This is a genomic window from Arcicella rosea (assembly GCF_040543805.1).
GTDB classification, from domain to species: domain Bacteria; phylum Bacteroidota; class Bacteroidia; order Cytophagales; family Spirosomataceae; genus Arcicella; species Arcicella rosea.
This window is the reverse complement of sequence record NZ_JBEUMS010000002.1, coordinates 381,622-397,105: the sequence shown is the minus strand read 5'-3', so window position 1 is coordinate 397,105 and position 15,484 is coordinate 381,622. Positions and strand designations below refer to the sequence as shown.

8 protein-coding genes are annotated in these 15,484 nt (G+C 35.8%); 4 read left to right on the top strand and 4 right to left on the bottom strand.

The features are described 5' to 3' along the window. Positions 1-422: 422 nt before the first annotated feature. On the bottom strand, positions 423-2,102 hold the full coding sequence (locus tag ABID42_RS04755; RefSeq protein ID WP_367282678.1) for a L,D-transpeptidase family protein: 1,680 nt from the start codon (positions 2,100-2,102) through the stop codon (positions 423-425). A 233-nt stretch (positions 2,103-2,335) separates the two neighbouring features. Further along, on the bottom strand, positions 2,336-2,959 hold the full coding sequence (locus tag ABID42_RS04750) for a murein L,D-transpeptidase catalytic domain family protein (protein ID WP_323257791.1): 624 nt from the start codon (positions 2,957-2,959) through the stop codon (positions 2,336-2,338). A gap of 423 nt (positions 2,960-3,382) precedes the next feature. On the opposite strand from ABID42_RS04750, the gene ABID42_RS04745 reads away from it, so the two are divergent. The 4 genes from ABID42_RS04745 to ABID42_RS04730 all read left to right on the top strand — a co-directional run bounded on the left by ABID42_RS04745 (position 3,383) and on the right by ABID42_RS04730 (position 10,597). Beyond that, positions 3,383-4,645, top strand: a complete 1,263-nt coding sequence (locus ABID42_RS04745) for a YdcF family protein (protein WP_367282677.1) — start codon at positions 3,383-3,385, stop codon at positions 4,643-4,645. Positions 4,646-4,749: 104 nt separating this feature from the next. Further along, positions 4,750-5,646, top strand: a complete 897-nt coding sequence (locus tag ABID42_RS04740) for a hypothetical protein (RefSeq protein ID WP_367282676.1) — start codon at positions 4,750-4,752, stop codon at positions 5,644-5,646. A gap of 39 nt (positions 5,647-5,685) precedes the next feature. Continuing rightward, positions 5,686-9,006 (top strand): SusC/RagA family TonB-linked outer membrane protein, encoded by a 3,321-nt coding sequence (locus ABID42_RS04735; RefSeq protein ID WP_367282675.1) that lies wholly within the window; start codon positions 5,686-5,688, stop codon positions 9,004-9,006. A 64-nt stretch (positions 9,007-9,070) separates the two neighbouring features. Continuing rightward, on the top strand, positions 9,071-10,597 hold the full coding sequence (locus ABID42_RS04730) for a RagB/SusD family nutrient uptake outer membrane protein (protein WP_367282674.1): 1,527 nt from the start codon (positions 9,071-9,073) through the stop codon (positions 10,595-10,597). Positions 10,598-10,878: 281 nt separating this feature from the next. Here ABID42_RS04730 and ABID42_RS04725 read toward each other — a convergent pair whose 3' ends face one another. Both ABID42_RS04725 and ABID42_RS04720 read right to left on the bottom strand, forming a co-directional pair. After that, positions 10,879-12,297: an efflux transporter outer membrane subunit gene (locus tag ABID42_RS04725; protein ID WP_367282673.1), complete on the bottom strand. Its 1,419-nt coding sequence runs from the start codon at positions 12,295-12,297 to the stop codon at positions 10,879-10,881. Positions 12,298-12,304: 7 nt separating this feature from the next. Beyond that, the gene (locus ABID42_RS04720; RefSeq protein WP_367282672.1) at positions 12,305-15,481 is read right to left on the bottom strand and encodes an efflux RND transporter permease subunit; all 3,177 of its coding nucleotides are present in this window, start codon (positions 15,479-15,481) and stop codon (positions 12,305-12,307) included. Positions 15,482-15,484 lie beyond the last annotated feature (3 nt).

The window sequence follows — 15,484 nt, the reverse complement described above, 5'->3', positions numbered from 1 at the left end:
TCAAAATTGTCAGGAGTCTCCATAATAAAGTGTGTCTGAGTAAAAGTAAAAAAATAAACTTAAATTTAAACTGACACAGTTCGGTGAACAGACTCGCTTAAACTACTACTAGATAGAGCTATTACTTAGATTTTCTGTATTAGAACTCAATCAAAGAGAGCTATTACTCAGATTTTCTGTATTGCAACTCAATTGTAGTGAGCAGTTACTCAGATTTTCTGTATTGTAACTCAATTGAAGCGAGCTGTTATTCAGATTTTCTGTATTGGAGCTCAATTGAAGCGAGCTATTACTCAGATTTTCTGTATTGCAACTCAATCGAAGCGAGCTATTACTCAGATTTTCCTCACTTGGACTTGTGTTTTCAAAACTCCAAGCGAGCAAACAATTATCCAGATAAAATGCTGTTATAAAGGCATCGCTTACATACTCCCAAAAATCTCTTTAGAAAGCTTCGTATCTAAATCGTACAAATCTTTTCTGAAATTGATTTGTCCAGCGCTGTCAACCCAAGTAGTAAAATAAACGATGTAAACGGGTACAGTCGGACGAACACGAATGCCGTATTCTTTATCAGTTTTTAGAATTTTATTAACTCGATTCTCATTCCAAGTAGAATCTTTTCTTAATAAATAAAGGGCTAATCGGTTGGGTTCGGCTACTCTGATACAACCATGACTAAAAGCTCTTTTCGATTCATTGAACAATCCTTTTGATGGTGTATCGTGTAGATAAATACTGAAATTGTTAGGGAACAAAAACTTTATTTTGCCTAGTGCATTGTCGTCTCCCGGTTTTTGTCGGAAAGTAAAAGGCACATTTTCATTGTCTTTATATTTTTTCCAATTGATTTTATTCGGATTCACCACCGTATTGCCTGAAAGTACTTCCATGTTATTATCAGACAAATAATCTGCATTTCGTTTGAGTTTCTGTAATATTTCATTCTTTACAATACTCGTCGGAATTCCCCAGTATGGATTTAAAACAATGGTCGATAAATGTCCTTTAAAAATACTTGTTTGTGTAGCGGTTTTTCCAACGACCACATTCATTGCCCAAGCTTGTTTGCCATTTTCAAAAACATGTAATCTGAATTCTGGAATGTTTATCAACAAATAATCTTTTTCTAGCTCAACAGGAACCCATCTGAGGCGTTCCATATTAATCATGATTTGTTTGATTCTGGCTTCAACAGGCTGATTCAATTCTTTGATAGTAGCAAGGTCTAATTCTCCATTTTTGGATAAACCCATTCTAAACTGAAACCTTTTAACCGCTTTTGCCAACGAATCTGTAAAAGCAATGTTTCCATCATTTTCTTGGAGGTCGCCAGTGAGCAATAAATGTTTTTTTACATTGACAATGCAAGAGTCGCTATCGCCAAGTGCGATTACTTTTTTGTTAGCAACTATTTGTTGCCAACCGCCTTTTTGTTGAATGTCACGATATTCTCGGAGCTTCTTTTTTAAACGAATATAGTATTGATTAACAGGTTCTTGTATTTTTTCACCCTTAGAAAGCGATACAAGTGAATCCAGTAAAGTTTGATAGTTTTTCTTTTTTCGGGGAATAAACCATTCTAAATCGAATGGATTTTTGGTGATGCCATTGTATGCTTTTTCGGCATATTTAAAAAAAGTGGCAGTCAATAATAATTCTAATTGTTGTACTTCGCTTTTTTGAGTTTGAAACTTTTTTTCATCAGCCTGAGCAGCTAATATTAAGTTTTCCATTTGGGCATTATCAAAGCTGTTATCATCAAAATCTTTTTGATAAGCCTGCAATTGATTATAAAAAATAGAAACAGAATGTGTTAATCCATTTTTAGTAATCCATGCCAATTGGTAGTTCCGTCTTGTATAAAATTCATGAATTTCTTCTTGAATGGTATCTGATATAGGGAAAGTTTTAAGAAAAGCAGTAATAGAAGCAGAATCTAATACTAAATCATTATAGTTCTGTGACTGATAAATGCTTGAATCGGGCAAAATACCTCTCTTTTTCCTTTTCTCTTTATTACAGCCCTGAATGATTATCAGGAAAAATAAAGCACAGAATAAGCTCAAAAATAAAGGATATGTTTTTTTAATTGTTTTCATAGGAGTATATAAGTATGAGTGCTGAATTGCGAATGCTGAATTATGAGTTTAAGTATCTGAATATCAACTTATTGGACAATTTGTAAATCTAAACTTATATTGCACGATTACTTAAGTATAAAGAAAGATTAAATAAACATTACTTTATAAGCATATTTGATAAGTAACTGTTTGATTTTGAGAATTTACAGATAACAGATATACTATTAACTGATAACTTCTTTTTACTTACTTTAAGAATGAATATAAAGTAAACTACCGTTTGCCAATACTGGAATCACTTTTGGAATCAAATCGTTCGGTAAAGCTGGACAACCATAACTTCTGCCTAAACGACCAAATTTTTGAATAAAAGTTGAACTAACATACGATGCACCATGAATGATGATTTCTCGTCGACGAGCATTATCGTTAATTCCTTTTTGTAAACCATATAAAAGTAATGCGAGGCCATGTTTCGGACTCGTGATTTTATTCCCAACCAAATAAAAACCAAGACTACTTTGATGTGAATCTATTTTATTTGAAAAAGAACGAGCCAGATTTTCGCCAGATTTTTTACCATGTGCCACCAAAGAAGAGAACAATAATTTCTTTTTTGATAAATCAATCACAAAAAAGCGTTCCACGTTGGAAGGTAGAGAAAAATCTACAATAGTAACGATGGGTTTTGATGGATGAAAAGTTTGATAACCATCAACAGATTCTTTGAAAGCATTATAGCTTACCACTCCATTTAACTGGCAATCGGCATAAAGTGTCTGCGTTTCATCCAGTACAACAGCCGTTTTTGTGGGAATTGGTTTTGCTAAACAAAGATTTAGCAAGAGTACAATTGCGTGGAAAGTGAAAGTCATATTATTTTATTGCCTTGTGTTTTGTTTCTATACTAACAGCTTCGCCTCGGTTTTCATTGCAATTCGTCAGAGAAATCTTTATTAAAACCTAGACTTCCCTCAACTCAAATATGCTGAATTAGCATACTGGCAATAATTAATACAAAATTATCATAAAATGATTCTAAACAGAGCTTTTTGTTAACAAACTGATATTGTTAGAATTATTTTCAGGTTAAACAGTCAATGTACTTTTGTGTCAGAAAAACGCTTCAGCAAAGTTTAATTTTTCATGAACACCTTCCGAGTTGAAAATCAACTCAAAGATACAATCAAACAAGTCTAATAAAAATAGACGCCTTCATTCACTAAACTTTTATCCAATAATGAATAAGTATCCTCTTTTTTGCGGAAGGAGTACTTGTTTGTTGAAATATACAATTGATGAAAAAAATATACTTTTTATTCCTTTTTTGGCTGATTTCGGGAATTGTCTCCCAATCTCAAGCACAAAATGCGAAAGCCAATTATGCCCTCATTAAAGGCAAAAGTTTTGTCCAATCTAAAAATTATTATCTCCTTACTTTATTTCAAAATCTACCAGCAGTTAAACATTTGTTGAGCAACGATGCTACGTTAAAAAGTATCACAACTCAGAAAATAGAAGCGTTGAATAATACCTCAAAACAATGTCAAAATAAAGTTAGTTGTCTCAGTGAAAGTATGCAGTTTTCTGAAACTGAAATAGAGGAAATCGGTAAGCGTTTAGGAGTACTTTATGCAGAAAATAATACTTTGGAGAAATTGGTTTCAGAACATTTAATTCCTTCAGGCACTTATATTTTAGCCCAAAAATTTTCTCCAAAAGAACAATTAATCAAAGCTTGGGAGCAAGATGCCCGTGGAATTAATTTCACGATTGGGGTTTATGTAGCTGGACAAAAACCAAATTACCCAAACATCGACTCTATCAGTTTTAAAGTTACTCATAAAAGCTATCCACAATTAGTTGGGGATTTGCATAAAACAGTTCAGGAAGAAAGTAAAAAAGCCAATTTGTTTTTTGAGCCATCGCTTACTGCTGCTTTGTTGGCATTAGAAATCAATGAGCGTGAACAAGTAGCTGATTTTGAACCGATGGCTTCAACGGTCAATAAATTAGCATTCGATAGAATCAAAACAATTAATTGGAAATCCTTTCCATACTCAGTAATTCTTGTACCCGGTGCTGGTCCAGAAGAGCCAGAAGTAGCTTTAAGTGCAGGAGGAATGTTGCGTTGCAGAGTGGCTGCTTTACGTTATTTTGAAGGATTTGCCCCTTTTGTGGTGGTTTCGGGCGGAAATGTTCATCCTTATAAAACGAAATTTAATGAAGCCATTGAAATGAAAAAATTCATGGTGGAAAAACTTAAAGTACCAGCCAATGCCATTATTGTAGAACCACACGCCCGCCACACTACAACCAATATGCGTAATACGGCTCGTTTGATTTTCCGTTATGGAATTCCTTTCGACAAAGCTTGTATTACTTCTACTTCCAAATCACAAAGTATGTATATCCAAGAATTGAATTTGGATAAACGTTGCGAGAAAGAATTAAACCATGTGCCTTACCGAAAAGGCAAACGCTTGTCTGAAACCGAAGCCGAATTTTATCCGCTTATTGAAGCACTTCAAATCAACGCACTTGAACCACTTGATCCATAAATGTTAGTTGTGAGTTTTGAATTGTGAATTAAAAATGTAAATAAAAACTCACAATTTACTCATTCGCAATTCACAATTAGACATTCACAACTCACAACTTACTCATGAAAAAAACTATCATTGAAATGAGCGGACTTGTCCTCTCAGGTATTTTGAGTTTTTGTTTTTTATCACAACAAGTTACTGTTAAAGATCTTGAATTTAGGCTAAAAAAAGAGTTTTCGATTGATTCTCTTGGTGCTGGGCAAGGCATCAGTATTCAAAACGAAAAAGCCTTTATTTATGGCGACCGTGAAGTAGGAATGATTCGTGAATATGTCTTGAACAATGATTCACTGATATATACTGGCAAAGAAATGCAGTTGAGTTTAGCGGGAAAAGATGTGATTAATCATCCAACGGGCATTGCATTTCATAAAAATCAACCAACTTTTATAGGGAACAGTATCCGCTTGAATCCAGAAGGAACACTTTGGAAAGCCATTATTTATCATGTTGATTGGAATGGTTTACAAAAAACAAAAACACTTGATGGCAATTTACTGAACATCATAGAAGACGATGCTTGTATTCAAGGGACTCGTCCAGAGTATGTACAATATCAAAACAAATGGTTTGTAGCAACTGCTGATTATGGCAATAAGAAAAACGAAGTACGTTTATACAATCCGTTAGCTTTGAAAACTGCTAAAAAAACTTCTGAAGCAGGCGTACTTTATAAGAAATTTACTTGTAGTCCTTTCGTGCAAAATTTGCTTTGGGTTCCTGAAAAAAAGGTGTTGGTATTAATCCAGAACCAAATTGAAGGACGCAGATGGCGATTTACTTTTTTAGATTTTGAAAAATCTTTAGAGACAGGACACGAAGTAGTTTTAAAAACAATAGACCTCGATAAAACAGATGAATTAGAAGGTTTTGCCTTGACCAAAAATATTCAAAAAGGTATTGCAGTAACATCTGCTCGTAAGGCAAACGTGCATTTAGCAAGTTTAAAATGGTGAAAATATAATCCAAATTTCCAATAAATAATCAACAAAAAAATGCAAAAACAAGTACAAAAACAGCTTTGGCTAAGAGCCATGCTGTTAATTGTAATGGCTGGTACCCAGACAATCGGTACAGTAAAAGCGACTGCTTTTACACAGCAAAAACAAGTGGCGGCGACAATAACAGGAACTGTAACGAACGAGGCGGGACAAATAATGCCGGGAGTAAACGTTTTTGATAAAACGGCAAAAAAAGGAACAGTAACAGATGCGAATGGTAAATATTCAATTGTTTCTAATGAAGGAAATACTTTGGTTTTCAGTTTTGTAGGCTATGAATCGAAGGAAGTTTTAGTGGGAAAATCTTCGCAAATTAATGTTAAGCTTTTTGAAAATTCACAGGAATTACAAGAAGTAGTAGCTATCGGTTATTCTACAGTACGTAAAAGTGACGTAACGGGTGCAATTTCTAGCGTAAAAGCAAAAGAATTAAACCTTACAACACCTACAGTTGGACAAGCCTTAGTTGGAAAAGTTGCGGGCGTACAAGTATCACAAGTAAGTGGTGCGCCTTATGTAAGTACCAAAATTCGTGTGCGTGGTGTAGGTTCAATCAATGCCAGTTCAGACCCACTTTATGTAGTTGATGGCTATCCAGTTGGTAATGATTTATTTATCAATCCAAACGATATTGAATCTATCGACATCTTGAAAGATGCTGCTTCGGCGGCGATTTATGGTTCAAGAGCTTCTGGTGGTGTAGTTTTAATTACCACCAAAAGAGGAAAAGAAGGAACAGGTCAGTTTCAGTATGATGTTCAATATGGGTTGAATCAACTAAGTAAAAAAGTAGATTTGCTAAATTCAGAGCAATTTGCACAATTATTAATAGACGGTCATAATAATTCATATCGTGATTTAATCGTGAATTCTGGAAGAACTTGGAATGATGCCATGTTTTCAGACGATAATGCGACCAGAGTAGCTAAAGTTGGAAATGCTTCTTCTGTAAGTATTCCTTCAGAATTCTACAATTTTGCTACACAAACATTGATTAAACCAACCATTAATACCGATTGGCAAGATGAATTGTATCAAACTTCTTTGGCACAGCGACATAATTTATCATTCTCTGGTGGTAATTCTTCTACTCGTTATGCCATCAGTGGTGGATATTTGAATCAGCCGGGGATTATTAAAAGTACCAAGCAAGAACGTATCAACTTCCGTGCAAATGTTGATGGTCAAGTAAGTAAAAAACTAAGAGTTTCAGGAAACTTAGCCGTGACGACCAACGAAAACCGTGAAGTACAAGAAGGACGTTTTAACCAAGGTCCAATTCTTGGCGCTTTGATTTATATGCCATTTTTCAGTGCTTATAACGAAGATGGAAGTTTAAAGAAAAACGAAGCGGCTTCGAAATCATCTTTGTATGCTTATCAAACACTTGAAAACCCAGTTGCTTTGGCAACCGAAACACATATTTCAAGAAAAGGAGTTCGTGGTACTTTTAGTGGAAATGCTACCTATCAAATCTTGCCAAGTTTATCGGCTAAAGTGAACGTTGGTTTACAAACTTATAACGAAAAGTACGAGTATTATTTGCCAACTTCATTGAGTAATGGTGCGAATCCTCCGGGTTCTCCACAGTCAATTGCCGCAGCCAACGCTGTAGCGATGACAAGAACTGAAATGGATAAATTAGCTGAGTTTACTTTGAATTATAATGAAAAATTTGGCGAACACAGTATCAGTGCTTTGGCGGGTTATACGGCGCAAAAGTTAGATATTGATGTAATTAGCGTAACAGCAAAAGGTTTCCAAAATGATAGAATTGAGGAAATTACCGGAAAAGGTGCTGACCCAACTTTATTTACATTGAATGGTGCTACAGGAAAATCTACAGCTACTTTGCTTTCGTATTTGGGTCGTTTGGGGTACAATTATAAAGAAAGATATTTCTTAACGGCTTCTTTCAGACGTGACGCTTCTTCTCGTTTTGGTCCTTTAAATCGTTGGGGAAATTTCCCATCTGTATCTGCTAGTTGGAATCTTTCGCAAGAACCATTCTATGCTGATAAATTTGGAGACCAAACTTCTATCAAATTGCGTGCAAGCTGGGGTTTAAGTGGTAACAACAACATCGGTAATTATAATTACTTACAGACGATGTCTAGCCCCACAGGAGTCGTTTTTGGCAATGGAACAATTCAATCTGCGGTATATCCAAACGACATTCGTGATCAACGTTTAGGTTGGGAATCTACTTCTCAAATCAACTTTGGAACAGACATTGGTTTGTTCAACAACCGTGTTTTTGTAATGGCGAATTATTATGTTTCTGAATCTTCAGATTTATTGTTTAATCAACCTGTTTCAGCTGTTGCTGGAGCATCATCAATTTTAACAAACCTTAGAAATTCTAAAGTACAAAACAAAGGTTTGGATTTACAGATTGATACTCGTTTGGTTCAGACGAGCGACTTGAAAGTAAATTTAAGTGGTAATGTTTCAATCAACCGTAACAAAGTATTAGACCTTGGTGGTGCAAATGCCATTTTCAGTGCAGGTGCTGAACGTTCTTATATCACACACACTACGCAAGAAGGTCAGCCAATCGGTATGTTCTATGGTTTTAAAGTGAAAGGAATGGTTCGCCAGTCGGATATGGATAATTTAGCGGCAGATAATTTGGTATATAATGCAGCGACGCAATCTTTCCCAAAAGATTATAAAATCAAAGGGCCAGCACGTTCTACTGCATCAAGTAATCCTTTGAAACCGGGAGACCTTTATTTTGAAGACGTAAATGGCGATGGCGTGGTGAACGATTTAGACAAAACTGTAATTGGTACGCCTTACGCTAAGTTTACTTATGGCTTTGCCCTTTCAGCAAGCTACAAAAACTTTGATTTGAGTTCATCTTTCAATGGTTCTTATGGCAACCAAGTACTAGACGGACAAGATTATTATGTTTATAACATGGAAGGTTCTGGAAATCAGTATGCTTCGGTCGTAAATCGTTATCGTTCAGAAACGGAACCGGGAGATGGAACGGTTTATCGTGCATCTCGTGGTGGAACCCAAAGTAATAGTACTCGTCTTTCAAGTTTTTATTTACAAGATGGTTCATTCTTCCGTTGCACTAATCTTACGCTTGGTTTTACAGTACCAACGCAATGGTTAGGGAAACAAAAATCAGTATCAAATGCTAGAATTTATGTAGGCATTGATAACGCTTTCACCATTTCAAAGTACAAAGGCTATAACCCAGAAGTTGATTATAACAATGGAGCAAACCTTACTCCGGGTGTTGATTACGGAAAATATCCTTTGATGAGAGCCTACAACATCGGTGCAAAATTGACATTCTAAATGAATTTTTCAGGAAGTAATCAATATTAAAATCCTGAAATTCAATTAAACAAGATTAAAAAAAATGATAAAGAAATTAATAACATTACTTGTTTTGGCGACAGCCCTTGCAAGTTGTAGCGATGATTTTGTGCTACAAACAGATCCAAATTCAGTAGCCGCTTCAGATTATTTTCGTACAGATAACGATGTCCTTCAAGCGGTAAATGGCGTGTATCAATCGCTTCGTGGTGGAAATAATATTGGTGAAAATAGCGGACTTTACACCGACGAACGTTCTGATGATGCAGGTAGAAATGATAACCAATCGAATGCTGGAGAACCTTTCCAATTCAATGATTTCTCTATTTTACCAAGTAATACTTATCTGAAAAGCCACTGGCTTTCATTATATCAAACAATTGCCCGTTGCAATCAGGTTACGTCAAACATTGATAAAGTAAATTTTACCACGCCAGCAAACAAGAGTATTTATAATGCAGAAGTGAAATTTGTTCGTGCCTTGATTTACTTCCATTTAGTGAGAAAATGGGGAGATGTGCCATTGGTTACAAAGCAATTAAATTCAACAGACGATGTAATTGCGAATACTTTCCGTGAGAAAAAAGAGAAAGTTTACGAACAAATTATTGCTGATTTGAAAGAAGCAGTAGCCAGTGGTTTACCGAATCATCAACCTGTTACAGAAAAAGGTAGAGTTTCAAAAGCGGCAGCTAATGCTTTGTTAGGACAAGTGTATTTAACAATGGCAACTACTTTAGACCAAGCCAATCGTGCCAGTAATTTAGCGAATGCAAAAACATATTTGACGGCGGCTTATAACATGAAAACCTTTACAGATTTAAAGGATATTCCATATACTGATGTATTTGATGTGACTAAAAAATCGACGAATGCAGAAATCATTTTCCAGATTGTTAGCAAACAAGGCGATATCACCTATTCATCTTCAATCGCTGCGAATAACCAAGCAAAAGGTGAAACAACAAATTCACTAAAACCAAGTAATGGCGTAGGTGGAAATGTAAAACAAGATTTAGTGAAAGAATACGAAAGTAATGATTTGCGTAAGGATTTTTCGATAAAATATGCCAATGATGCTACCGTAAAAGACTGGTACATTACTAAATTCAGAGATGTAAGTGCTTTGGCAAGTGCAAATGGTTATGGCGGAAATGATTGGCCTTTAATCAGATATGCTGATGTGATTTTGATGTTGGCAGAAGTAAATATGTATTTGGGCGATGAAACGACTGCAATTCAATTCTTGAACCAAGTGCGTGAAAGAGCTAAATTACCTACTTATGAAGTGATGAAAAATAATACAGAATATGCTACAAAGTATCCAAATTTGAAATTAGCAATTCTTCACGAACGCAGAGTTGAATTAGCTTTTGAACATCATCGTTGGTTTGATTTACTTCGTTTCTTTACGCCAACAGAATTGGTTACTTATATTCAAAGCAAACCACAAACAGATTACGGAACGGCTAAAGTTTCCAACTTTGGTTTGAAAGATTATCTTTTCCCAATTCCATTTGATGAATACAAATTGAATCCTGAGAAAATGTATCAGAATACGGGATATTAGAAAAAGCATGAGTTATCTCGAATTTTAAAATCACAAAAAGCGGTCGAAATTAGTTTTTTGACCGCTTTTTTGTAATTGATGAACATCGAATTCCTACTGTTTGAGCGGAGCGAGTTTAGGAATTCTTGATTTTTTTGCGGCCGCCGCTGCGGTTACTTTTTGCATCAAGGCAAAAAGTAAGGACGAGAACAAATCCTAAACCTCTGAGAACAGCTAAAACTTATTTCTTTGGATGGAAAATTCGGGATGACTCATGTTCAATATACATCATAATATACTTGTTATTTCCATCCACCACCTAGCGAACGATATAAATCTACATCTGCTTCTAGTCTGGCTTTTTTCAATGAAACCAATTCTAATTCACTCTGCAATAAATTACTTTGAGCAGTAATTACTTCTAAATAATTAGCCATGCCACTTTTAAACAACATATCTGCATTGCTAATAGCTTGTTGTAATGTTGTTACTCTTAATGAAAGCTTCGAGTTTTGCTCTTCTATTTTTTGTATTTTAATCAACGCATCAGAAACTTCTCCTGTAGCAATTAAAACAGATTGACGAAAACCAATTACGGCTTTTTCTCTTTGTACTTTGGCTATTTCATACTGGGTACTCAACTTTTTACCATTTAACAATGGCTGGGTAATTCCCCCAGCAACTACTCCGAATAAGGAAGTAGGAAGCGAGAACCAATTACTTGCTTCAAAGGCATTCAAGCCACCAGTTGCGGTAATCGTCAATGAGGGATATAGATTTGCTTTGGTAATACCAACTTTTGCATTTGCTTCTTGCAATAATAATTCTGCATTTTTTACATCGGGTCTTCTGCTAACTAAAGCAGACGGTACACCTACTGAAAGTTGGCTTTTAGATTCAATCGTATTCAACATTACTTTGCGTTCAACAGCTTTTGGAAAACCTCCTGTTAATACACTTAAAGCATTTTCTTGAATAACGATATTTTGTTCCAACAATGGAATCAATTGAGCTGCCACTAGCCTTTGTGCTTCTGCCTGCTGTTTGCCTAATAATGAAACTTGACCTGATTCAAACTGGAGGTTAATCATAAAGATGGTTTTATCATTTAATTCCAGATTTTTCCGAGCAATTTCTACTTGGGCATCCAGCATCAGTAAAGTATAAAAACCTTTTGAAACAGATGCTACAATGGTAGTTTGCAAAGCTTTTTTAGCTTCTTCAGATTGAGCATACTGCGCAAGGGTTGTTTTCGTTTGATTACGAATTTTCCCCCAGATGTCTGCTTCCCAAGATAAACTTGCCGCTGTAGTAAAGTCTTCTATATGTTCCTTTTTCAAAAACTGATTCAAACTAATTCCATTCAAACTATTGTTTGAAGGATTGGTAGAATTTGAAGTAATCTGAAGATTCAGATTAGGAATATTATTAAACTTAGCCTGTTTTAATTGTAACTGAGCGATGTCTATATTTTTCTGAGCTACCAACAAGTCATTATTACGATGAATGGCACTATCAATTAGTTTTTGTAAAGTAGTTTCTGTGAAAAACGTTTTCCAGTTTAAATCTGCCACGCTAGTACTACTATCTGAAATGTTTACATCTCTGAAAGTAACAGGAATAGCATCTTCTGGGATTTTAACGTCTTTTGAAACTTTACAAGAAATGATGCTTGTCGATAATAATAGCATTATCGACAAGGTTTTTATATGATTTTTCATTATATGCTTAATTATAAGCAGCGACTAAATCTTCATGAATGATAGAATTAATCTCTGGTTTTTTTCTAGAAATTTTTTCGTGTAAGTATTGAAAAATAACAAATAACACTGGAATGATAAATAAGCCTAAGACTACTCCAGAAATCATTCCGCCTGCCGCACCAATACTAATAGAGTGGTTACCTTGAGCCGAAGGACCTTTGGCATCCATCATCGGAATTAAACCAACTACAAAAGCTAGCGAGGTCATAATAATAGGTCTTAAACGGAGCTTAGCAGCTTCTATTGATGCAGCAACGAGTTTCTTACCTGCTTTTCTGCGTTGTAAAGCGAACTCTATAATCAGAATAGCATTTTTAGCCAATAGACCAATCAACATCACTAAGGCTACTTGCACATAAATATTGTTTTCTATGCCTTTCAAACCTATTGCTACAAATACGCCGAATATCCCTGTAGGTATTGATAGAATAACTGCAAAGGGTAGGATGTAGCTTTCGTATTGAGCCGCCAATAAGAAATAGATGAATAACAATGAAAGCATAAAGATGATGGTAGATTGCCCACCAGAAGAAAGTTCTTCTTTGGTCATACCCGAAAATTCAAAAGTATAACCTGTTGGTAGATGTTGCTTCGCTACTTCTTCTACAGCAAGGATAGCATCTCCAGAACTATAACCAGGTTTGGCAATGGCATTTACCCCAATTGAATTAAAAAGGTTATAACGAGAAGCCGTTTCTGGTCCATAAACACGTTTTAACTTTACTAGCGTATTGATAGGTACCATATTCCCTAATCTATTCTTAACAAAAATACCGTCCATAGCAGAGATTTCAGTACGAGCATTCTTTTCTGCCTGCACCATTACTCTATAGTATTTCCCAAATCTATTAAAGTCTGATGCCTGAGCACTACCAAAATATGCTTGCATTGTTTGAAGAATATCTTTTACACCTACACCTAGTTGTTCAGCTTTTACATCATCTACTTCCATATCGTATTGCGGATAGTCTGCTTTGAAAGCAGTAAAGGCAAAAGCGATTTCTGGTCGTTTCATCAATTCACCAAGAAATTTATTGCCGACCTCACTAAATTTAACCAGACTACCACCCGTTTTATCTTGTAATACTAAGTCTAACCCATCTACATTACTAAAACCTGGAACAGTAGGGAAAGTAAAGACAAAGAAATTAGCTCCTTTGATACCACCAAGCTTTTGTCTTACTTCATTCATAATCGCATTAATGTCTGTTACCGCTCCTCTTTCTTTGGCAGGTTTCAATAAGACAAAAGCAACACCTGACGAAGGGCTTGAAGATTGAGTAAGGATATTAAAGCCCGATAGACCCATCAAAGTTTTTTTAGACTCCATAGTACCCAACACGGTTTCAGCTTGATGAATTACATTCGTGGTTCTTTCTAAAGATGCACCAGCAGGCATTGATAGCGATATGGCTATAAATCCTTGGTCTTCAGAAGGGATAAAGCCTGTCGGAGTTCTTTTTACCATCACGACGGTTGCAGCGATAACTACTACTAATCCACCAATACTTAGCCATTTGTTTCTTACCAAAAAGTATAGACTTCTTACATAATTATTAGTAAGCTTATCAAACCCTTTGTTAAAGCCAATAAAAAACTTCTCCTTAAAACTAGGTTTTTCATGACCACCTTGGTGTGAATGGTTGGCTTTTAAAAATAAGGCTGCTAAGGCTGGACTCAATGTTAAGGCATTAATGGCCGAAATAACAATAGCAATTGCCAATGTAAAAGCAAACTGACGGTAGAAAGCCCCTGTTGAGCCACTCATAAAACCAACAGGTAGAAATACCGCAGACATTACGAGTGTAATTGAAATAATGGCACCTGTAATTTCACTCATAGCCGAAGTAGTAGCCGCTTTCGGAGGAAGTAGTCGATGTTCCATTTTAGCATGAACAGCTTCTACTACCACAATGGCATCATCCACCACAATACCAATGGCTAATACCAAAGCAAATAAGGTAAGTAGGTTAATTGAAAAACCAAAAAGCGACATAAAAAAGAATGTTCCTAAAATAGCCACTGGCACTGCAATAGCAGGAATAAGCGTTGAACGAAAATCTTGTAAAAAAAGAAATACTACAATGAACACCAAGATAAAGGCTTCAATTAGCGTAGAGATTACTTGGTCTATGGATTGATCTAAAGAATCTTTGGTATTGTACAAGATAAGATGTTTTACACCTTTAGGGAAGTCTTTAGATGCCTTCTCCATTAGTTTCGCTATCTCAATCTGTATTTCATTGGCATTAGAGCCTGCTAACTGCATGGTGGCAATATTAATACCTTGCTTGCCATTTACTCTTGTAAAATTTCCGTACGTATAGGCTCCAAACTCAATCTTCGCAACATCTTTTAAGCGTAATACCGAACCATCTGCATTAGAGCGAATCACGATGTTTTCATATTCAGCAGGTTTATTCAGTTTCCCCTTGTATTTAATTACATATTCAAAAGACTCCTTGCTACTTTCACCAAATTTACCGGGGGCAGCCTCTAAGTTTTTGTCCTGAATAGCTGCCATTACTTCCTTAGGTGTTAGGTTATAGCTAGTCATTTGAGCAGGATTAAGCCACACACGCATTGAATAGTCTTTATTCCCTCCAAAAATCAACGATTGTCCTACCCCTGGAATCCTTTTAATTTCAGGGATGATGTTAATCTGAGCATAGTTGGCTAAGAATGTCTGGTCATACGTTTTTTCATCTTCGGAATACATATCAACTACCATCATCAAACTATTTTGTTGTTTGGCCGTAGTGATACCCGCTTGTACAACTTCGGCAGGTAGCTGACTAGTAGCTTGTGCTACACGGTTTTGTACGTTTACCGCAGCTTGATCGGGATTCGTTCCTAATTTAAAGAATACCGTAATGACTAATGAACCATCATTACTGGCAGTAGAACTCATGTAACTCATGTTTTCTACACCATTGATTGATTCTTCGAGTGAAGGAGCAACCGAACGCAATACTGTTTCTGCATTTGCCCCTGGATACATTGCCATTACCTGTACCGCTGGCGGAGCAATATCAGGAAATTGTTGTAATGGTAATTTGGCAAGGCCTAAAACACCTAGGATTACCAATAGGATGGATATGACAGTTGCCAATACTGGCCTGTCTATAAATTTCTTAAACATAAT

Bases quoted from the DNA above. Each gene is read 5' to 3' on its own strand.
- ABID42_RS04755 (WP_367282678.1), bottom strand. From the start codon at position 2,102: ATGAAAACAATTAAAAAAACATATCCTTTATTTTTGAGCTTATTCTGT.
- ABID42_RS04750 (WP_323257791.1), bottom strand. From the start codon at position 2,959: ATGACTTTCACTTTCCACGCAATTGTACTCTTGCTAAATCTTTGTTTA.
- ABID42_RS04745 (WP_367282677.1), top strand. From the start codon at position 3,383: ATGAAAAAAATATACTTTTTATTCCTTTTTTGGCTGATTTCGGGAATT.
- ABID42_RS04740 (WP_367282676.1), top strand. From the start codon at position 4,750: ATGAAAAAAACTATCATTGAAATGAGCGGACTTGTCCTCTCAGGTATT.
- ABID42_RS04735 (WP_367282675.1), top strand. From the start codon at position 5,686: ATGCAAAAACAAGTACAAAAACAGCTTTGGCTAAGAGCCATGCTGTTA.
- ABID42_RS04730 (WP_367282674.1), top strand. From the start codon at position 9,071: ATGATAAAGAAATTAATAACATTACTTGTTTTGGCGACAGCCCTTGCA.
- ABID42_RS04725 (WP_367282673.1), bottom strand. From the start codon at position 12,297: ATGAAAAATCATATAAAAACCTTGTCGATAATGCTATTATTATCGACA.
- ABID42_RS04720 (WP_367282672.1), bottom strand. From the start codon at position 15,481: ATGTTTAAGAAATTTATAGACAGGCCAGTATTGGCAACTGTCATATCC.